The organism is Streptomyces sp. NPDC041068 (genome assembly GCF_040647455.1).
In the GTDB taxonomy this organism is placed as follows: Bacteria; Actinomycetota; Actinomycetes; order Streptomycetales; family Streptomycetaceae; genus Streptomyces.
This window is the reverse complement of record NZ_JBEZCG010000001.1, coordinates 907,859-925,990: the sequence shown is the minus strand read 5'-3', so window position 1 is coordinate 925,990 and position 18,132 is coordinate 907,859. Positions and strand designations below refer to the sequence as shown.

Annotated in this window: 18 protein-coding genes and 1 pseudogene; 5 read left to right on the top strand and 14 right to left on the bottom strand. The window is 70.4% G+C overall.

Translation table 11 applies throughout. The features are described from left to right. The first annotated feature begins 70 nt into the window (after positions 1–70). From AB0B50_RS03560 to AB0B50_RS03545, 4 genes are all read left to right on the top strand, one after another. On the top strand, positions 71–634 hold the full coding sequence (locus AB0B50_RS03560) for a helix-turn-helix domain-containing protein (protein WP_362324841.1): 564 nt from the start codon (positions 71–73) through the stop codon (positions 632–634). Positions 635–862: 228 nt separating this feature from the next. Beyond that, positions 863–1,045, top strand: coding sequence for a hypothetical protein (locus AB0B50_RS03555; protein ID WP_362324838.1), 183 nt, complete (start codon positions 863–865; stop codon positions 1,043–1,045). A 262-nt stretch (positions 1,046–1,307) separates the two neighbouring features. Beyond that, positions 1,308–2,534, top strand: coding sequence for a cytochrome P450 (locus tag AB0B50_RS03550; RefSeq protein WP_362324835.1), 1,227 nt, complete (start codon positions 1,308–1,310; stop codon positions 2,532–2,534). Between the two features lie 238 nt (positions 2,535–2,772). Then, positions 2,773–3,279 (top strand): DUF6624 domain-containing protein, encoded by a 507-nt coding sequence (locus tag AB0B50_RS03545; protein WP_362324832.1) that lies wholly within the window; start codon positions 2,773–2,775, stop codon positions 3,277–3,279. Positions 3,280–3,345: 66 nt separating this feature from the next. Here AB0B50_RS03545 and AB0B50_RS03540 read toward each other — a convergent pair whose 3' ends face one another. The 3 genes from AB0B50_RS03540 to AB0B50_RS03530 form a co-directional block, all read right to left on the bottom strand. Then, a complete protein-coding gene (locus tag AB0B50_RS03540) occupies positions 3,346–4,071 on the bottom strand; it encodes a cation transporter (protein WP_362324830.1) in 726 nt (241 codons plus the stop codon). Next, complete coding sequence (locus AB0B50_RS03535) at positions 4,071–4,406, bottom strand: metalloregulator ArsR/SmtB family transcription factor (RefSeq protein ID WP_362324827.1); 336 nt, start codon at positions 4,404–4,406, stop codon at positions 4,071–4,073. Before AB0B50_RS03535 ends, AB0B50_RS03540 begins: the two co-directional genes overlap by 1 nt. A 300-nt stretch (positions 4,407–4,706) precedes the next feature. Beyond that, positions 4,707–5,159, bottom strand: a complete 453-nt coding sequence (locus AB0B50_RS03530; RefSeq protein WP_362324824.1) for a helix-turn-helix domain-containing protein — start codon at positions 5,157–5,159, stop codon at positions 4,707–4,709. Positions 5,160–5,263: 104 nt separating this feature from the next. On the opposite strand from AB0B50_RS03530, the gene AB0B50_RS03525 reads away from it, so the two are divergent. Next, positions 5,264–6,514, top strand: a complete 1,251-nt coding sequence (locus AB0B50_RS03525) for an MFS transporter (RefSeq protein ID WP_362324821.1) — start codon at positions 5,264–5,266, stop codon at positions 6,512–6,514. A gap of 37 nt (positions 6,515–6,551) precedes the next feature. Here the strand turns inward: AB0B50_RS03525 and AB0B50_RS03520 are convergent, their stop codons facing one another. From AB0B50_RS03520 to AB0B50_RS03470, 11 genes and pseudogenes are all read right to left on the bottom strand, one after another. Further along, a complete protein-coding gene (locus AB0B50_RS03520) occupies positions 6,552–7,055 on the bottom strand; it encodes a hypothetical protein (protein WP_362324818.1) in 504 nt (167 codons plus the stop codon). Positions 7,056–7,248: 193 nt separating this feature from the next. Continuing rightward, positions 7,249–7,773, bottom strand: coding sequence for a hypothetical protein (locus AB0B50_RS03515; RefSeq protein ID WP_362324815.1), 525 nt, complete (start codon positions 7,771–7,773; stop codon positions 7,249–7,251). A 25-nt stretch (positions 7,774–7,798) separates the two neighbouring features. Beyond that, entirely contained in the window at positions 7,799–8,191 is a 393-nt protein-coding gene (locus AB0B50_RS03510) for a VOC family protein (protein WP_362324812.1), read from the bottom strand. Then, positions 8,188–8,490, bottom strand: a complete 303-nt coding sequence (locus AB0B50_RS03505; protein WP_362324809.1) for a metalloregulator ArsR/SmtB family transcription factor — start codon at positions 8,488–8,490, stop codon at positions 8,188–8,190. Before AB0B50_RS03505 ends, AB0B50_RS03510 begins: the two co-directional genes overlap by 4 nt. Before the next feature lie 32 nt (positions 8,491–8,522). Next, positions 8,523–9,487 (bottom strand): annotated as a pseudogene (locus AB0B50_RS03500) (immunity 49 family protein). Positions 9,488–9,578: 91 nt separating this feature from the next. Next, a complete protein-coding gene (locus tag AB0B50_RS03495) occupies positions 9,579–10,601 on the bottom strand; it encodes a hemolysin family protein (RefSeq protein ID WP_362324806.1) in 1,023 nt (340 codons plus the stop codon). Then, on the bottom strand, positions 10,598–12,058 hold the full coding sequence (locus AB0B50_RS03490; protein ID WP_362324803.1) for a CNNM domain-containing protein: 1,461 nt from the start codon (positions 12,056–12,058) through the stop codon (positions 10,598–10,600). Before AB0B50_RS03490 ends, AB0B50_RS03495 begins: the two co-directional genes overlap by 4 nt. A 171-nt stretch (positions 12,059–12,229) precedes the next feature. Next, positions 12,230–12,589, bottom strand: coding sequence for a GNAT family N-acetyltransferase (locus AB0B50_RS03485; RefSeq protein ID WP_362324800.1), 360 nt, complete (start codon positions 12,587–12,589; stop codon positions 12,230–12,232). A 155-nt stretch (positions 12,590–12,744) separates the two neighbouring features. Beyond that, on the bottom strand, positions 12,745–13,908 hold the full coding sequence (locus AB0B50_RS03480; RefSeq protein WP_362324797.1) for an acyltransferase family protein: 1,164 nt from the start codon (positions 13,906–13,908) through the stop codon (positions 12,745–12,747). Positions 13,909–14,056: 148 nt separating this feature from the next. Next, positions 14,057–15,436, bottom strand: coding sequence for an LCP family protein (locus AB0B50_RS03475; RefSeq protein WP_362324794.1), 1,380 nt, complete (start codon positions 15,434–15,436; stop codon positions 14,057–14,059). A gap of 334 nt (positions 15,437–15,770) precedes the next feature. Further along, positions 15,771–18,071, bottom strand: a complete 2,301-nt coding sequence (locus AB0B50_RS03470) for a glycosyltransferase family 39 protein (protein ID WP_362324791.1) — start codon at positions 18,069–18,071, stop codon at positions 15,771–15,773. Positions 18,072–18,132 lie beyond the last annotated feature (61 nt).

Sequence of the window (18,132 nt, the reverse complement as noted above, 5' to 3'; positions counted from 1 at the left end):
GGCGGGCCCCGCCGTTTACGCTTCGATACGATACGGCGGGCCCCGCCGCTTAGCAACGCTGGAGGACGCCATGCCCGAGCGCCAACGAGCCGACGCCCGGCGCAACTTCGCGCGGATTCTCACCGTCGCCGAGGCGGAGGTCGCCGTCCACGGTGCCGCCGCCTCGCTGGAGCAGATCGCCCGCACCGTGGGCGTCGGCTCGGCCACCGTGCGCCGCCACTTCCCCACCCGCCGCGCGCTGTTGGAGGCGGTGGCGCAGAAGCGGATCGAGGCTCTGTGCGTCCGCGCCCGCGACCTGACCGGCCGGGACGACAGCCGTGCGGCGCTCCTGGAATGGCTGAGTGACGTCGTCGACTACTGCGTCCGGGCCCGCGGTCTCGCGGCCGCGCTGGCCTACGACACCGCGGCCGACCCGGTGCACGAGAACGGCTGCGGTGCAGCGCTGGAAGAGGCGGCGAGGCCACTGCTCGACCGTGCCGTGCGGGACGGCACGGTGGCGCGCGATGTCACCGTCACCGACCTGATCACGCTGATCGTCGGCATCGCCCTGGCCACGGAACACCATCCCGACCCCGCCGCTCGTGCGGACCGGCTGTTCCGGCTGACGGTGGCGGGGCTCAGCCCGCAGAGCTGAGCGCGGGCCCGCGGCGCCGGACGACCCAGCCCCCAGCCCCCGGCCGTCTGAGCTGGGACGAGGTGGCCCCGCCCGTCATCCTTCGACAGCGCCTCGGTGAAGCAGGTGGCGCAAGCGCTACGGCCGCTGAACCGTCGGCTGGCGCCGCTCGCACGACGAAGGGGACTTCGACGGCGGCCCGGTCGGCAACTGGTGCCGCCCGCCGCACTCGATCACCACCCCGAGGACATGCTTCCCCGTGTCGTCACGGCGCTGCGCGAATGGCGGGGCCGGCCGGAGACACTCGCCGGACGGTTCGAGGCGTACCCACTGGAACTGGCCGGCATCGAGGACCAGCAGACCCTCTGGGAGCGCTCGGCCCGCAACCTGATCCTGCAGGTGACCGACCGCACCGGCCGTGGAAGCGGCTGACGCTCGACGGGGTCGATCTGCTCCGGCGCGTCAGCTCCCAGGCCGAGAACCCCGGGGAGGGACTGGCCCCGGCCCGGCACATCGACGACTGCTTCGCGGACGCCCGACGCGGTTCCTCGTGATCACGTCACCGCCGACACCCGGCGGAACGCGGTCCTGACACCGAGCATGTCCACAGCGCGAACGGTGTCAGGACCGTGTCAGTCGTATGTCCGGACGGTCGGCGACTGTTGCTGCGACCACCGCTACGAAAGGCATTCCGATGGATCAACCGGTTTCCGTCCCGCACGGCCTGCCCATGGAGCGCGACGCCGGCCCCTTCGACCCGCCCCGCCGCATCACCGAGCTGCGCGAGGCCCGTCCCGTCAGCCCCATGCTCTTCCCCGACGGTCACGAGGGCTGGCTCGTCACCGGTTACGAAGCGGTACGTCAGCTCATGGCCGACACCCGGTTCAGTTCACGCCAGGACATCGGTGTCGTCCACGTGCCGTACGAGACGCCCGGCATGCCCGCTCCCACCGAGCCGTCGCCGACGATGCCCGGCGTGTTCATCGCCATGGACCCGCCGGACCACACCCGGCTGCGGCGCAGGCTCACGGGGGCCTTCACCGTCAAGCGCATGAAGCAGCTCGAAGAGCACATCGTCGGCATCGTCGAGCGGCAGCTGGAGGATCTTGCGCGGCTCGCCCCGCCTGTCGACCTGGTCAAGGAGTTCGCGCTGCCGGTGCCGTCACTGGTGATCTGCGAAATGCTCGGCGTCCCGTACACGGACCGCGAGAGCTTCCAGGCGAATTCCGCCAAGTTCCTGGAGAAGGAGGTGACGCTGGAGGAGAAGATGGCCGCGCTCTCGGGGCTGACCACGTTCCTCGCCGAGCTGGTCACGCGCAAGCGCGCCGAACCCGACGACGACCTGTTGTCCGACCTGGCCCGCCATGACGACCTCTCCATCGAGGAACTGACCGGCGCCGCCTTCCTGTTGCTGCTCGCGGGCCACGAGACCACCGCCAACATGCTCGCCCTCGGCACCTTCGCGCTCCTGGAGCACCCCGAGCAGCTGGCCGAACTGCGGGCCGACCCGGGGCTGATGCCCGGGGCGGTCGAGGAGCTCCTGCGCTACCTGTCCATCGGCGACATCTTCTACCGCTACGCCACGGAGGACATCGAACTCGGCGGCGAGACCATCCCCAAGGGATCGACCGTCACCGTCTCGCTGCTGGCGGCCAACCGCGACCCGCAGCGCTTCGAGAACCCCGACACCCTGGACATCCACCGCACCGCCCGCGGCCATCTGTCCTTCGGTCACGGCGTCCACCAGTGTCTCGGCCAGCAGTTGGCGCGCATCGAGATGCGGGCCGGTTTCGACGGACTGCTGCGCCGCTTCCCGACCCTCGAACTCGCCGTTCCCTCCGACGAGGTGAAGCTCAAGACCAACATGAACATCTACGGCGTCCATGAACTGCCGGTCACATGGACAGAGACGGCGCGCTAGCACCGTCGGCCCAGCCCGTGCATCGGACAGTCAGTCGGATGCCTCGGGCTGCGCCTTCCTCATGCGCTTCAGGTAGCGGGCGAATGCCGCCCAGAAGTGCACGGGGTAGATCCATTATGCGTGTGCGCGAAGGCTGCTGTCACCGTCCTCCTGAATGATCTTTGCGCCTGTTTGCCCCTTTAGGGTTTCAGGCGAAGCAATGACGCACCAACGCACAACCGCACTACAGGAGTTGATCGTGGCCCAGGACACCGCCGCACTGGCAGCGGAACTCAAGGACATGGCTGCAGCCGACCAGCGGACCTCGGTCCGCGCGCACAGCGACGACCCCGTCGAGCAGTTGAACTGGCGCCGACTGACGGCCCGGCACGGCGACCGTCTCGGCGAGATCATGGACGAACACGGCTGGCCGACCGCCGACTTGGTCGGCGAGGAGGCCGCCCATGCGGCATGGCTCATCGCCCAGCACGCCGACCGGCAGCTCGACATCCAGCGACGCGCCCTGCGGCTGATGGAACAGGCGGTGTCGGAGGGCACGGCCAGCCCCCGCGACCTGGCCTTCCTGCGCGACCGCACGCTCGTCAACGACGGCCACAAGCAGATCTACGGCACCCAGATCGCCGGCGTACAGGACGGGGCGCCGGTCCCATGGCCCTGTGAGGAGCCCCAGCGCATGGACGAACTGCGCGCGGAGGTGGGCATCGAGCCCTTCGACGAGTACGTCGCGCAGTTCGCGGTGGCCTGACGCCTCGCCGTCGCCGTCGCCCTTGCCCTTGCCCTTGCCGGACGCGTCGTCACGGGCAGAGGGGGGTCAGGCGCAGCAGTCGCAGCCGGGGCCGCAGCCGCACGCGCCCTCCCGTGCCTTGTCCGGCGCGTCGGCGACGGGAACGGCACAGCAGGCGTCACCGCGCCAGGCGTCACGCCCTTCCTTCACGGCGACGGCGGCGATGACCAGGGCCGCGATCGGGTCGGCCCAGGACCAGCCGAGCAGCCAGTTGGCGAGCAGGCCGACGAGGAGGACGGCGGACAGATAGGTGCACAGCAGGGTCTGCTTGGAGTCGGCCACGGCGGAGGCCGAGCCCAGTTCACGGCCCGCGCGGCGCTGGGCAGCGGACAGGAACGGCATGATCGCGAGCGAGAGTGCGGCGAGCACGATGCCCGGGAGGGAGTGCCCGGCCTCCCCCGTTCCCGTGACGGCACGGACGGAGTCGACGGTGACGTAGGCGGCGAGGGCGAAGAACGACAGGGCGATGATGCGCAGCGTGGTCTTCTCGCGGGCCTCGCGCAGCGCGTGGTCGGTGGCGGAGAACTGCCAGGCCACCGCGGCGGCGGAGGAGACTTCGATCACCGAGTCGAGACCGAAGCCGATCAGCGCGGTGGAGGAGGCGAGCGCACCGGCCGTGATGGCCACGACGGCTTCGATGACGTTGTACGTGATGGTGGCGGCGACCAGCAGCCGTATGCGGCGCGTGAGCACGTCGCGGCGGGCGGCGCCGGGACCGGGGTCGGCTCCGGGGCCGAGCGATATCGAGGCCATCAGCAGCAGCCCTTCTCCTCCGCGTCCGGACACGTGCGGTCGGCCTCGACGGCCACCACGGCGGTGCACAGGTCGTCCAGCGCGTGCCCCAGGCGTTCGTCGGCGAGTTCGTAGCGCGTGCGTCGACCGTCCGGCACGGACACGACCAGGCCGCAATCGCGAAGGCAGGCAAGGTGGTTGGAAAGCCGGGTGCGGGAGACGCCCAGGGACTCGGCCACCTCGGAGGGGTACGCCGGACCTTCGGCGAGGGCGAGCAGGATGCGGCAGCGGATCGGGTCGGCGAGGGCGCGGCCGAAGCGCGCCAGGACCTCGACTTGGGAAGCGGTGGTCAGCACCGCACCCACAGTACAGAGAATCCTGAATTCAGGAAACCATGTACTCAGGTCGCTTCCGGCGACTCCGGGATCGAGCCGTACGACCGCCCCCGGCCCGGCCGACCCGCCTTGGCCGCCCGCTCGTCCGCCTGCCCGCCTGCCCGCCTGCCCGCCTGCCCGCCTGCCCGCCTGCCCGCCGATGATGTTCGACGACCTGGTCAGGACCGACGGTGATCGATCAGCAGCTCCTCCCGGCCGCCGGGCGCGAAGGCCTCCATCCGAGGGCAGTCCGCGACCAGCACCTCGACCCCAACGCCCGACTCAGACCTCAGCGACCTTGCTGACGACCGTCTCGTCGGGCGTCAGCGGCCGACCGTCCTGCGCGTAGACCCGCAGGGGGCGCAGAGGGCGGCCGTCGCGTCGGTCGGTCAGTTCCGAGTGGGGTTCACCGGGGGCGAAGAATCGGGCCTCGCCCCACTGACGCAGGGCGACGATGACGGGGAAGAGATCACGGCCCTTGTCCGTGAGTACGTACTCGTTGTGCGCTCCTCCGCCTGCCGCCGGCACCGTTTCCAGGATTCCGCCCGCGACCAGCGCGCGGAGTCGGGCGCTCAGGATGTTCTTGGCGACGCCCAGGCTGCGCTGGAACTCGCCGAAGCGACGGCTGCCGTCGAAGGCGTCGCGCACGATCAGGAGCGACCACCAGTCGCCGATCGCGTCGACCGAGCGCGCGACCGGGCAGTCGCTGTCGTCGAAGCGGGTCCGCTTGACCACTGAGTTCTCCCTCGACCCGATGTTGGTTGCATCATGCTACCACTCACCTCTACGGTCATCGGTAGCAAGTTGCAACCATTCACCGATCCGTCGGAAGGCTTCCCATGCCTCAGGCGTCTCCCGCCGTACTGCCCCGTGGCTCCACCGCACTGTTCGCGCTCGCCGGTGGCATCGCGGTCGCCAACGTCTACTTCGCGCAACCGCTCCTGGTCGCCCTCGGTGACGAGTTCGGCATCTCCCCGGTGGCCCTCGGCGCCATCGTCACGCTCACCCAAGTCGGGTACGGCCTCGGCCTGTTCTTCCTCGTCCCGCTCGGCGACCTGCTCGACCCCCGGCGCCTCATCACCGCCCAACTGCTCCTGCTGGGCGTCGCGTTGCTGCTGGTCGCCACCGCGACCACCGCCGCGGTGCTGCTCGCCGGGATGGCCGTCGTCGGACTGCTCGCGGTCGTCACACAGTCGCTCGTCGCCTGCGCGGCTTCGCTGGCGCGGCCCGAACGCCGTGGGCGCGTCGTCGGGACCGTCACCAGCGGCATCGTCGTCGGCATCCTGCTGGCCAGGACCGTCTCCGGACTGCTCTCCGACCTCGCGGGCTGGCGCTCCGTCTACCTCACGTCGGCCGTGCTGGCCTGCGCGGCAGCCGTCGCGCTCCACCGGGTCGTCCCGCCGCGGCAGGCGGCCCCGCCCGCACTGGGATACGGACGGCTGCTCGCCTCCACCGTCCGCCTCTTCGCCCAGGAACGGCTGCTGCGCCTGCGCGCTCTGTTCGCGCTTTTGGTCTTCGCCTCGTTCAGCACCCTGTGGAGCAGCGTCGCCCTCGCCCTCAGCGATCCCCCCATGTCCCTGTCGCAGACCGCGATCGGCGCGTTCGGGCTGCTCGGCGCCGCCGGGGCGCTCGCCGCGAACGCCGCGGGCCGCCTCAACGACCGCGGCCACGCGAACCGGACGACCGGCTTCGGTCTGGCCCTGCTCGTCCTCTCGTGGCTGCCCCTCGCCTTCACCCGCCAGTCCCTGTGGGCCCTCGCGATCGGCGTGATCCTGCTCGACCTCGCCGTCCAGGCCGTCCACGTCACCAATCAGAACGTGATCCACGCGCTGCGCCCCGACGCGGGCAGCCGCCTCATCGGCGGGTACATGGTCTTCTACTCGATCGGCAGCGCCGCCGGAGCCATCGCGGCGACCGCCCTGTACTCCACGGCGGGCTGGACGGCGGTGTGCCTGCTGGGCGCCGGATTCAGCGGGCTCGCGCTCGTGTTCTGGGCGTTCTCCAGGAACGGCGCGACAGCCGCCGGGGAGGCGGGACCGCTCCGCGTGACGGGCGCTGCGGAAGCGGCGGAGTCGGCGGACGTCGCATGATCGTCGTATCCGCCGTCGCACCCGCCTCCGGGGAGGATCAGCCGCGGGGCGCCCAGTCGATGTCGTCCTGGAGCGGAGCGGCACCGATGTCCCTCCGCATTTCAACTCTGAGGATCTGGACGGCATCGGCGTACTCGCCGATGCGTGCGAGGAACTCCGGACTGTGCCGTCCGCGGCGCTGGGCGGTGGCCTCACGCATCGTCAGCAGGCTGTTGAACACCTCGTTCATGGCGGCGGCCACGGAATTGGGGGCGAAGAGAATGACTCGCTCCCGCATCACATAGAGCCGACTCCCTTGAAAGACCTGCCGGTTGGACTCCTCCAGCTCTTCAGGGGTGAGCCGGTCGACTCGCGAGGCCAGACTCCGGAGCGCCTCGGCGGATTCGTTCATGGCCTGCAGAAAGCCCAGGTAGATCTCGACGCGCGCCGTCTCGCGATGCTGCCGGCGCGCGTCTCTGCTGCGAAACCGCTCGGCGATCAGCGTGCTGGCCACTCCGATGGTCGTGCCCAGAAGAGTCGACAGCAGGGTGAACCACTGCATCGCGGCCTCCCCGGACCGGGAGAACTGGGGAGAACTGGGGAGAACTCAGGGACGGGGCGCGGCCGATGGGCCCGCGGAACGTCGGGCAGGTCACCGGGGCAGCCGCTGCGTGCGGACATGTGCCCGCTCTACCGCTATACCGCGCGGCTGCCGCGGCGGCCAGACGAGTGAGCCCGGCCCGCGAATCCGTCCTTCAGCGCTCGACACCCCAGCGGCGCGCCACCGCTTCGAGGCGTTCGAGTTCGCGTTGTGCCGCCGCCGGGTGCGCCAGGTCGAGGGCCATTCCCGCGCGGCCGGTGATGTAGCGGATGTCCTGGCGGGCGGCGCAGTCCAGGCCGGGGACGTCCTGGAGGCTGCGGGACGTGACGCGCAGGAAGAGGGCGATGGTGTCGAGGCGATCGCGCAGGGCGAGGGGCAGTGACTGCCGCAGCTCGTCCTTGGCGTAGTCGCGCGCCTGCCGATCGGCCTCGTCGGGGCGGGGTGGCGTGGGGGCCCAAGGAAGGCCGGCCGCACGGGCCTCGTCGTACATGTCCGCCACCAGCGTGCGCGCCGACGAGGGGTCACCCTCGTCGGCGGCCGCTCGGGCCGACGCCAGCATGGAGCGCAGCCGGGCGCGGACCTCGGGGTCCTCGCCCGTGCGGGCGCTCAGATAGCCGGTCCACACGTCGAACGCCTTGCTCAGCTCGGCGTCCAGCATGACGTCGTACGCTTCCGACACTCCGTCCCCCTCCTGCCCTTGCGGGTTACTTCGGCTCGGTCGCGATCTGGATCAGGTTGCCGCAGGTGTCGTCGAAGACGGCAGTGACGACAGGGCCCATCTCCAAGGGCTCCTGGGTGAACCGGACGCCGAGCTTGCTCATGCGGTCGTACTCCGCCTGGACGTCGTCGACGGCGAACTGGGCGAGCGGGATGCCGTCCTGCACGAGCGTGTCGCGGTAGGTCCTGGCGGCCGGGTGCCCGGCGGGCTCCAGGAGGAGCTCGGTGCCGCCGGGCTCGTCGGGCGAGACGACGGTCAGCCAGCGGGCCCCCTCACCCACCGGGACGTCGTGCTTCTTCACGAAGCCGAGGATCTCGGTGTAGAAGCGCTCGGCCTTGGCCTGGTCGTCGACGAAAACGCTGGTCATATGGATCTTCATGGGGTGCTCTCCTCGGGTCCGGGCGGCTCGGGCACGCGCCATCGCTCGGTGATCTGCCGCAGCGGGGCGGCGTTCAGGTCGTGGAACTTGTAGCGGCCCTCCCGCCTGGTTTCGACGAGCCCGGCGGCCTCCAGCACCGCGAGGTGCTGGGAGACCCCTTGGCGTGAGATGCCGAGCTGGTGCTTCATGCTCAGTCGGGAACAGATCTCGAACAGTGTCTGCCCTGATCTGTCCGTCAGCTCGTCGAGGATGATGCGGCGAGTGGGGTCGGCCAATGCTTTGAAAAGGTCGTCGGCCACAACCTCAGCATAGGCAAGCCCCCACTTGCCTATCAAGTCGAGGAGTCGGCCACCTGCACCGCGCCCGGGGTGCCCAGCAGGTCGAGCGGCAGATAGGCGGACCTGACGCCGAGCTCCCATCCGTGGGCCTGCACCGCCAGGGCGGCCAGCGCGAGGGCACGGATCGGCAGCAGGGTCCTGGGGGCGGATCGGGGCCCGCGCTCTCCCTGTGCTCGGCCAGCCGGATCGCGAGGGCCTCTTCGAAGGCCTGCTGGTCGTCGTCGAGGAGGACGCGGAGCAGGCGCTGGTCCGGGGCCAGCGGCCCTGCGGCATCCAGCGCCCTGGCCCCTGCCCTGCTCGCCTCGTCGTCCGCCTTGCACAACGGCACCTTGGGCCAGTCCCGGGGAAGGTGACCCTCCGCCCGCGTCACATAGCCGCACAGCGCGTCCATCTCCGCGAGGTCCGCCGGAGCCGAGGTCGACTCCAGGGCCGAGTGCGGTACTCCGTCATGGATCGAGGGCGCGTAGTCCACCTCCAGCAGCAGGCCGATCACCCGCTGCCACTCCCAGATCACACCGCTGGCCACGGCAAGCGCGAACGCGTCGCCCCACGTCCGCGCGGTGGGCGCCTCCCCCACGACCTCGTCCCCGAAGGACTGCTCCTCGGTGCTGAGTTCCTCGTCGACGAGGGGCAGCGGGATCCTCTGGTACCCGTCGGGAAAACAGCCGACGCTCAGCGCGCCGAGCGCGCATTCCGCCGCGGTCCGCAGGGCCAGGCGGGTGGTCTGTCGAGCGCGCCGTCCCGGCCGCCTTGCACGGTTCGGGCGGCGACGTGGTCCAGGAGCTCGTCCTGCAGGACCCGGATCCGCGCCAGCGACAGGGCGTCGTAGCGCAGTGAGTGCCAGTGTCCGAAGGCCCGCCCTCAGATGTCCTCCAAAGCCCGCTCCAGGCCCTGCCGACCGACCTCGTGACGCTGTATTTCCCGCACGGATTCCGGCACGGACGCCGCCCCTTTCCATGATCCATCCACTCGGAAGCGGCACGCTGTCAGCGGGCTGTGACAACGCCCGCCAGGGCTTCAGCCCCTCAGCCCTTCAGCCCTTCCGCCCTCTAGGCCGCCTGCGGATGCGTCAGGCGGGCCAGCAGGTCGTCGAGGGTGACCATTCCGGTGAGGCGCCCCGTGTCGTCGCAGACCACGGCGAGCGAGGCGCGCCGCTGACGCAGTTGCTCGATGGCGTGGCCGACTGTGTCGTGCGCGGCCAGTTCCGGTGCGGGGCGCGCGAGTTCGCGTGCGGTGACCGTCGCCCGGCCGCGGGCGCGGGCGATCAGCGCGTCGCGCGCGTGCACGGAGCCGACGACCAGAGCGCCTTCGAACACCAGCAGACGGCTGCGGTCGTGCGCGGCCGCCGTGGCGAGGATGTCCTCGATGCCCGCCCCCGCCGTGACCGAGGTGATCCGGTCTGCGGGCGTCTGGAGGTCGCCGACCGGCATGTGCGGCTCGGTGAGCGAGTTGGTGATCAGCTCGGAGTCGGCCTCGCTGATCAGTCCGAGGCGCTCGGACTCCTCGACGAGATGGGTCAGTTGCTCGCGGTTGTGCACCGAGGCGAGCTCGTCGCGCGGGGTGACCCTGCACAGGCGTACGAGTCCGTTGCTGACCTTGTTGAGCACCCAGATCACCGGGCGCACGACCTTCACCACCGCGCGGAAGGGCGGTGAGAGCAGCATCGCCGAGCGCTCCGGGTGGGCGATGGCCCAGGACTTGGGCGCCATCTCACCGACCACCATGTGCAGGAACACCACCACGATCATCGCGAAGGCGAAGGCGACGCCGTAGCTCAGCCCGCTGGGCAGGCCCCACTGGTGCAGCAGGGGGTCGAGTTCGTGCGAGATCGCGGGCTTGGAGATCGAGCCGAGGCCCAGGGTGCAGACGGTGATGCCGAGTTGGGCGCCCGCGAGCATCAGCGACAGCTCGCGCATGCCGGCAAGCGCCGCCTTGGCGCCGCGCTGTCCGTCGGCCGCAGCCTTCTCCATGCGATGCCGCTTGGCGGCGACCAGTGCGAACTCGGCGGCCACGAAGAATCCACTGCCGATCAGCAGCAGGACGGTGACGAAGAGCGCCATCGGGAAGCTCATGAGCTGGACTCCTCGTGCGGGTTGTCGACGCCCGGGGTGACGGCGCTCGGGGTGACGGTGCCCGGAGTGGCGGCACCCGGGGTGGCGGCACCCGGGGTGGCGGCACCCGGGGTGGCGGCGTCCGGGGTGGCGGCGTCCGGGTCATCGGCGTCAGAAAGCCGCTCCAGGCGCACGCGCTCCGCGACATGGCGCTCCAGAGTGCGTACGTCGATGACCGCGCCGCTCCCGTCGGACAGCCGGATCGTGACGCGGTCACCCACGGTGGGGAAGCGGCCGAGCCGGTCGACGATCAGGCCGGAGACGGTGTCGTAGTCGTCCTCCTCGGGCAGCTCGATGCCGGTGGCCTCGGCCACCTCGTCCAGGCGCCGGCCCGCGTCCACGAGCCATCCCCTGCCGTCGGCGACGGCCAGTTCGACGACGGTGTCGCTCTCGTCGGCGATGTCCCCGACCAGTTCCTCTGCGATGTCCTCGTACGTGACGACACCCGCCACCCCGCCGTGCTCGTCGAGGACCACCGCGAACTCGTCGTCCCTCTCCCGCATACGCGCCACGGCGTCCGGCAGTTCCAGGGTGTCGGGCAACAGCAGGGGCTGCCGTGCGACCGCGCCGGCCGTCGCTCCGGCCAGGCGCTCCGCGGGCAGCCTCATCAGCTCGCGGACGCCCAGCACACCTCCGATGTCGTCGGGGTGATCGCCCAGGACGGGGTAGTTCGAGTGACCGTGCTTCGCGATCAGCTCGATGGCGTCGGCCGCGCTCGCTTCCTTGCGGACGAACACGGCGTCGGCCCGCGGCACCATCACCTCGTCCAGCGTGCGCTCGGAGAATTCGAGGGCGTGGTCGAGGAGGGCGGCGGTGTCCTTGGGGAGCTCGCCCTGTTCGTGGGACTCGCCGATGAGGTGGCCGAGCTCCTCCAGGGTCGCGCCGTGGTGCAGTTCCTCGACCGGCTCGATGCCGACGCGGCGCAGCAGCCGGTTGGCGGCGCTGTCGAAGATCCGTACGACGGGGCCGACGACCTTGAGGTACGCGAGCGTGGAGGCCGCCAGGGACTTGGCGAGCCGCTCGGGCACGGCGAGCGCGAGGTTCTTCGGCGCCAGCTCGCCCAGGACCATCTGGACGACCGTGGCGAGCACGAAGGCGAGGACGACGGAGATGCCGCTCACGGCGCCGTCCGGGATGCCCATGCCGTTCAGCGCGGGCCTGAGCAGGGCGGACACGGACGGCTCCGCGATGAAGCCCACGACCAGGCCGGTCACGGTGATGCCGAGCTGCGCGCCCGACAGCATGAAGGACAGCCGCTCGAGGACCTTCAGGGCCCGGGCGGCACGCTTGTCGCCCGCTTCGGCCTCGCGGGCCAGGGCGAGGCGGTCCACGGAGACGTACGCGAATTCCTGGGCGACGAAATAGCCGGTGCCCGCGGTCAGGACGAAGACGGCGAGCAGCCCCAGTGCGGCACTCATCCGACACCACCCCGCCGCGTGCCGCGATCAGCCGGACCGTCCAGGGTCTGGCGGGGTGGTCGGGGACTGTGCCCCGGGGGGTCCGTCGGTCTGGCGGACAATGCGCTGCTCCTCATTCCGTGTGTTTCAGGACAACGGCCGTGGCAAGTGTCGAGTTCCCGTTCCCACAGGTCAGGGCACCATGTGCGGGCATCGGTCGCCACTGGGCGGGAAGTCGATCTCGGTCTCCTCCACCATGGCGGCGAAGAAGAGCCGCCCCTCGGACGACTGGCGTGAGGTGGACCAGGTGTACCCCGTGCAGGGGGCCAGGACCGTGTGGACGGCGTGCCGGCCGAGTCCCTGGCCCTGCCAGTGCGTGGCGACGGCGATGTTGCCGATGTAGCCGCGCCGGCAGAGATGGCACACCTGGTACTCCAGGCAGCCGACCGGCCGGTCGCAGGGGTCCAGCATCGTGAGGGCCTGGCGGCCCGCGGGCAGCGTCTCGGCGGCGCGCTCGAAGTGGACGGCGGGCGGCCGGGCCGGAGGGGTCACTCGGATCTGCCGCCTTGTCAGCCTTCGCCTTGCCCGGCCCGACCGGCCTCACTGCGCCGGGCGCCCTGTCCGGCCCGACCGGCCTCCCTGCCTCGGGCGCCCTGTCCGGCCCGGCCGCGGCCCTTGGCCAGGGCGGTCGTGTCCTGCTTGAAGGCTCACTCCATTTTCGGCTCCATCGCGAAGCGGAACACGCGTTGCACCGGTGGCGTGCACAGGAGGGTGATCACCGCTCCGGCAACGAGGGTGACCGTGATCGCGCCGAGCGGCCGGTGGACCCAGTCGTGCTCGTACCAGTCCCAGAAGCGGGATCCCTTGGCGAGGAAGCCGTGCAGGAGGTAGCCGTAGAGGGTGCCGGCGCCCAGCGCCGTGAACCACAGTTTGCGCCCCGGCACCCAGGCGAAGAAGCAGGCCACGAGGACGAGGGAGCAGCCGAACATCGCCACCGTCATGACGCCGCCCGCCCAGCCGGGCGCGGCCAGTTCCTGGGCGCTGTCACGGCGGTAGAACCAGGCCGCGTTCATCCGCGGGGCCGCCCAGTACGCGAAGAGCAGGGCCGCAGCGACGACCGGCAGGGCAAGGAGACGCGCCTCCTTGCGGCGTACCAGCTGGAAGTGCTCGGGCTTCAGGACGAGTCCGAGGACGAAGAAGGGCAGGAACTGCAGGACGCGCTGCAGGTCGAGGTCGTCGCCGATGTCGGGTGACACGGAGGCCAGGACCGCGATGGCGAGTGCGAGCGGCAGCGGCCGGCGCACGATCTTCCACAGCGGGGTGGTCAGCCGCCAGATGAACAGGGCGGCCAGGAACCAGGTCAGGTACCAGGGGTCAAGGAGGCTGATGGGGTAGGTCAGGTCGTCGTCCGCCCACCGCTTGAACAAGGTGTACGCGACTTCGAAGATCACGTACGGCACGGCGACGCCGGTGACCAGGCGTTTGATCCGGTTCGGGCTCGCGTCGAAGCTGCGGGAGAAATAGCCGGAGATCACGATGAACGCCGGCATGTGGAAGGTGTAGACGGTGATGTACAGCGCGGCGGCGGCCCTGCTGTCGCCGCGCAGCGGCTCCCATGCGTGGCCCATGGCCACCAGCACGATCGCCAGGTACTTGGCGTTGTCGAAGAACGAGTCCCGCTTCTTGACCGGCCGCGCGGTCCGGGCCGCTTCCCCGCCCTGGGACGCCCCGCGCCCGGAGGCACTCCCGGCCCCGTTCTCGGTCCCACTCCCGGCCCCGATCCCGGGGGCGCTCTCGCGGGCGCCGGAGGGTCGCTGGGGCGGGAGCGGCATCGCGCGGCGACCCGTCGGCCGCACCGTCTCGCTCAACATGCCTCCCGCAGTGAACCCAAGCCTGCGAAATCGCGTCTTAGCTCCAATGCGAGTACCACGCCGTCGCAGAACATTCCGGCACCCTAGCCACACATCTACAGTGGTGTAAAACCCCACTGGTGACGGGCTCGACGGCCGCGCCCCCGCATCAGCGCAGGCCGTCGTAGTCCTTGCCGACGACCAGAGTCACGGTGCCGCTCGCCGCGGCGGCGTCCTGTTCGGCCCGGACTCCGGGCAGCCGGGAGGCCAGCACCTTGCCCTGCCGGTCCTGCCCCTGGGCGTAGGTGACCTCGGTGGTCCGCTGCTCATCGGGGGCGTTGCCCGTCCCCACGACGATGTAGCCCTCGGCACGCAGTTCTTCGGCGACGGCCGCGGCCCGCCCGGTGACACCGGATCCGTTGAGGACCTGAACGCGCACCTTCGACGCGTACACCGGGTCCTTGACGCTCGCCTCCAGCTCCTTCTTGTCGACCTCCTTGTCCCTGGCCAGTGCGGAGAACAGGTCGGCCGCCTGCGGGAACTGCCACACCACGTTGGCCTTGTCGGTAGGAACGTCGGCCTCGCGCGGGTAGTTCGGCACGGTCAGGAAGCCGAGGCGGTCGCTCGGGATGCCCTTGAGCTCGGATGCGAGGTCGTACAGCGGCTTGATCCCCGCCAACTCCTCGTCCGTGGTCAGCGACTTGGTGGCCGACTGCAGGAATCCGTACAGCGACTTGGGGCTGGTGAGCTTGGAGTGCGCCTTCTCCGTCAGCGCCTCCATGAACTCCTGCTGCCGCCCGATGCGTCCGATGTCGGAGCCGTCGCCGACGCTGTAGCGGGTGCGTACGTAGCCGAGCGCCTTCTCCCCCTTGACCGTCTGGCAGCCGGCCTCCATGTCGAGATGGGCCTTCTTGTCGTGGATCGCGGACTTCGGGCAGACCTCGATGCCGTCCAGGGCGTCGACCATGCCTTTGAAGCCCTGGAAGTCGACGGACATGAAGTGATCGATGCGCAGCCCGGTGTTCGCCTCGATCGTCCTGATGGTGCAGGCCGCGGCTCCGGCGACCTCGCCGCTCGTGCCGCCGATCGCGAACGCCTCGTTGATCTTGAAGTGGTGCGCGGAGGACTTGGTGCCGTCCCCCTTGTCGCAGGCCGGGATCTCCACCCGGGAGTCGCGCGGGAAGGAGACGACCGAGGCCCATTTCCGGTCGGCGGCGACGTGCACCACCATCAGCGTGTCCGACTGCATCGTCGTCAGGCCCTTGCCGTACTCGGCGTTGGCGCCGTCCCGGCTGTCCGAACCGACGACGAGGATGTTCTGCGAACCCGGGCTGAGGTTGGCGGGACGGTCCCCGCCCAACTTGTCGTCGACGTCCGCCCCGTGGATGTTCCCGTTCAGGTCGGTGTAGACCCACGCACCGACTCCGGCCACCGCGAGGATGAGGGCGGAGAACGTACCCGCGATCCAGAGCAGGACCCTGCCCCGCCTGGTCAGCCTGGTCGCTTTGCCGGCCGCCCCGCCGCGCCCTCGCCTTCTCGTACCGCTCACCGGCGCTCGCTCCTCCGCCCGCATGGTCATGAAATGGGTCACGAATGCGTGAACTCTACAGCCATGTAGAAGAAGTGCGCCCGCAGGGAACGATCTCGGTCAGGAGGGAAAGATTCCGGTCAGCGGCGGCCGGGCCTGACGCCGGCCGGAGAAACATGGCGGCGGCCGCCCCTGTGTTGGCCGGGACGGCCGCCGCGTCCTCCCCCGTTCCCCCCCGTTTCCCCCGTGCTCCCCGTTCCCACGTTCCCCCGTGCTCCCCCGTTTCCCCCGTCCTCCCCCGGCCCGTGGTCATGCCGCGGGAAGTTATGTGGAGGGCAGAACTCCCAGACCCGCTTCAGGACTTGGTCGCGTCGCCCTCGGTGCAGTGGTAGAGCGTCGGTACCGCGGCCCTCTTACCTCCCTTGCCTCCCTCGCCCCTCTTACCTCCCTTACCTTCCTTACCTCCCTCGTCTCCGCCACGTCGGTCACTCTCGGCATCGGGCCCGGAACCGGCACCGTAGACCCCTGGATCGACCTTGGCGCAGGCCGACTTCACCCAGGCGCTTATCTCCGACTTCCTGAACTCCACCTTGGTGACCAGCGCGAACCTGACGTCACCGGATGCGACGAGCTCCCGGTACTCGGTGAGACTCCTTCCTGTGAGCGGAAGGACGGGCAGGGCCTCGGCGTATATGTACGGGGCCAGGTCCATCCACGTCTCGGCGGACATCGCGTACTTGGCGGAGCCGTTGCGCTTCTGGACGTAGGCGAGGAGCTTGCTCTGGTCGGCGGTCATCGAAGTGTCGGCATTCCGGGCGACGCGGCCCGCAACCCCTGCGGGAGCCGGGCCCGCAGACGCATCGAACGCCGATCCTCCGTGCCGCTCGTCCAGCACGGACAGAGACCACGCCGTAGGTGCGGCGAACATCGCGAGGCATCCGGCGAGCAGCCCGACCAGCCCGAGGCGCCGTGCGGGGAGGCTGGGGCGTGAGGTCGCCGAACGCATGACGAACACGGCGATTGCCACGAGCGCCGTCACGACGACCACGGGGACGAGCCAGGGCGCGAATGCCGTGTAATCGGAGGCGAGATGGACCGTCCAGCCCGCCTCGACGGCGATGACGGCGGGCAGCCCCCAGGCCCGCCAACCACCGGTCGCGGCGCGGTGGGCACGCCACAGGGCGACGGTCCCCGCGGCGGACAGTGCGGCGAGCGGAGGAGCGAGGGAAGCCACATAGGCGGTATGCGGGATGAATACGGCGCTGAGCACACCGGCCGCCGAGGCCAGCCATACGCCCCACATCAGATAGCCGGTGCGGGCCTGGTCGGTGCGAGGGCCTGCACGGTGCCGTACGAGGCCGAAGGCCAGGGCGAACAGCGCGAGGGGGTACAGCCAGCCGATCTGCGGGGTGAACCTGGAGTCGAGGAGGAGCTTGAACCAGTCCGAGGAGCCGGGCTTCCCTGGCGGCTGTTGACCACCGTCCGGCCCGTACCAGCCCGGTTTATCGGCCTCTCCCTTGTCCTGGCCTTCGGAGGCCGTGCTCTCGGCTCGGCCGGGAGACGTGCCGGACGGTCGGTCTGCCGTCGGCTGCCGTCCGGCACCTCCCTTCTCGGCGGCCCTCGTCTCCTGACCGCTCCCGAGCTGCCCCGGCCCGCTGCTCCCGGGCGGGGCCGTCGGCGCGCTCCGTGCGCCGTCCTTGTTTTCGCTTCCGTGCGTGTTCTTGCGCGCCTTCCCCTTCCCGCCTCCGTCACCGGGAGGGAACCCCCCACCGTCGATCAGACCGGGAAGCAGGCGGTCGAAGCCGTTGTACCCGAAGACCATGGAGAAGGCGCTGTTGTTGGTCGAAGCATCGACGTAGGGACGGTCGTCCTTCGGAGTGAAGGTGAGCAGGGCCACCCATGACAGCGACACCGAGAAGAGCACCACGCCCGCCACCGCGAGCTGACCGAGGCGCTTCCGCAGCCGGACCGGAGCCGCCACGAGATAGCCGACGGCAAGGGCGGGGACGATGACCCAGGCCTGCATCATCTTCATCTGGAAGCCGACACCGATCCACAGGGCGCTCAGCAGCAGCGCCCGCAGTCGGGCGCTGCCGACTGCCTTCTGGTACTGGTCAGCAGCCAGCACGAGGCACATGGTGAGCGAGCCGTCCATCATCGAGTGGCCGAACGCCGAGGCCGCGATGGGCGTGACCGTCAGCAGACCCGCGGCGAGCAGCCCGGCGGCGGGCCCCTGCCAGCGGCGCACCACCCGGTACATCACCAGGACGGAGATCACGCCCATCACGCACTGCGGCAGGGTCAACGACCAGTCGTGGAAGCCGAAGACGCGCGCCGACAGGGCCTGCGGCCACAGAAAGCCGCCGATCTTGTCCAGGGTGAGGGTGGCCGACGGGTCGACGGTGGTGAACAGGAACGCCTTCCAGCTCTCCGTCATGCTGCGGGCGGCCACCGAGTAGTACGGGGCGAACCCGCTGCTGGTGATGTTCCAGGCATAGAGCAGGGCGGCGAGGCCCGCGATCCCCAGGAGCGAGGGCCTCGCCCAGCGCGGCTGGTCGTCCGGGGAACGCCAGAACTCCCTGCGGCGCCGCGGCCGTCGGACCTCCGCGGGCACGGCCGTACTGGAAGTGCTGGACGTGCTGGTCAGAGACGTCATGATCGCAGCAGGCTCCTTGTCCCCGGATGGTGCCCGGACACGGTCGCCAAGTGGTCGACAC

Excerpts from the sequence above, each read along its gene's own strand:
- AB0B50_RS03470 (WP_362324791.1), bottom strand. The coding sequence starts at position 18,071 with ATGACGTCTCTGACCAGCACGTCCAGCACTTCCAGTACGGCCGTGCCC.
- AB0B50_RS03480 (WP_362324797.1), bottom strand. The coding sequence starts at position 13,908 with ATGTTGAGCGAGACGGTGCGGCCGACGGGTCGCCGCGCGATGCCGCTC.
- AB0B50_RS03495 (WP_362324806.1), bottom strand. The coding sequence starts at position 10,601 with ATGAGCTTCCCGATGGCGCTCTTCGTCACCGTCCTGCTGCTGATCGGC.
- AB0B50_RS03555 (WP_362324838.1), top strand. The coding sequence starts at position 863 with ATGCTTCCCCGTGTCGTCACGGCGCTGCGCGAATGGCGGGGCCGGCCG.
- AB0B50_RS03550 (WP_362324835.1), top strand. The coding sequence starts at position 1,308 with ATGGATCAACCGGTTTCCGTCCCGCACGGCCTGCCCATGGAGCGCGAC.
- AB0B50_RS03560 (WP_362324841.1), top strand. The coding sequence starts at position 71 with ATGCCCGAGCGCCAACGAGCCGACGCCCGGCGCAACTTCGCGCGGATT.
- AB0B50_RS03510 (WP_362324812.1), bottom strand. The coding sequence starts at position 8,191 with ATGAAGATCCATATGACCAGCGTTTTCGTCGACGACCAGGCCAAGGCC.
- AB0B50_RS03520 (WP_362324818.1), bottom strand. The coding sequence starts at position 7,055 with ATGCAGTGGTTCACCCTGCTGTCGACTCTTCTGGGCACGACCATCGGA.
- AB0B50_RS03540 (WP_362324830.1), bottom strand. The coding sequence starts at position 4,071 with ATGGCCTCGATATCGCTCGGCCCCGGAGCCGACCCCGGTCCCGGCGCC.
- AB0B50_RS03525 (WP_362324821.1), top strand. The coding sequence starts at position 5,264 with ATGCCTCAGGCGTCTCCCGCCGTACTGCCCCGTGGCTCCACCGCACTG.
- AB0B50_RS03490 (WP_362324803.1), bottom strand. The coding sequence starts at position 12,058 with ATGAGTGCCGCACTGGGGCTGCTCGCCGTCTTCGTCCTGACCGCGGGC.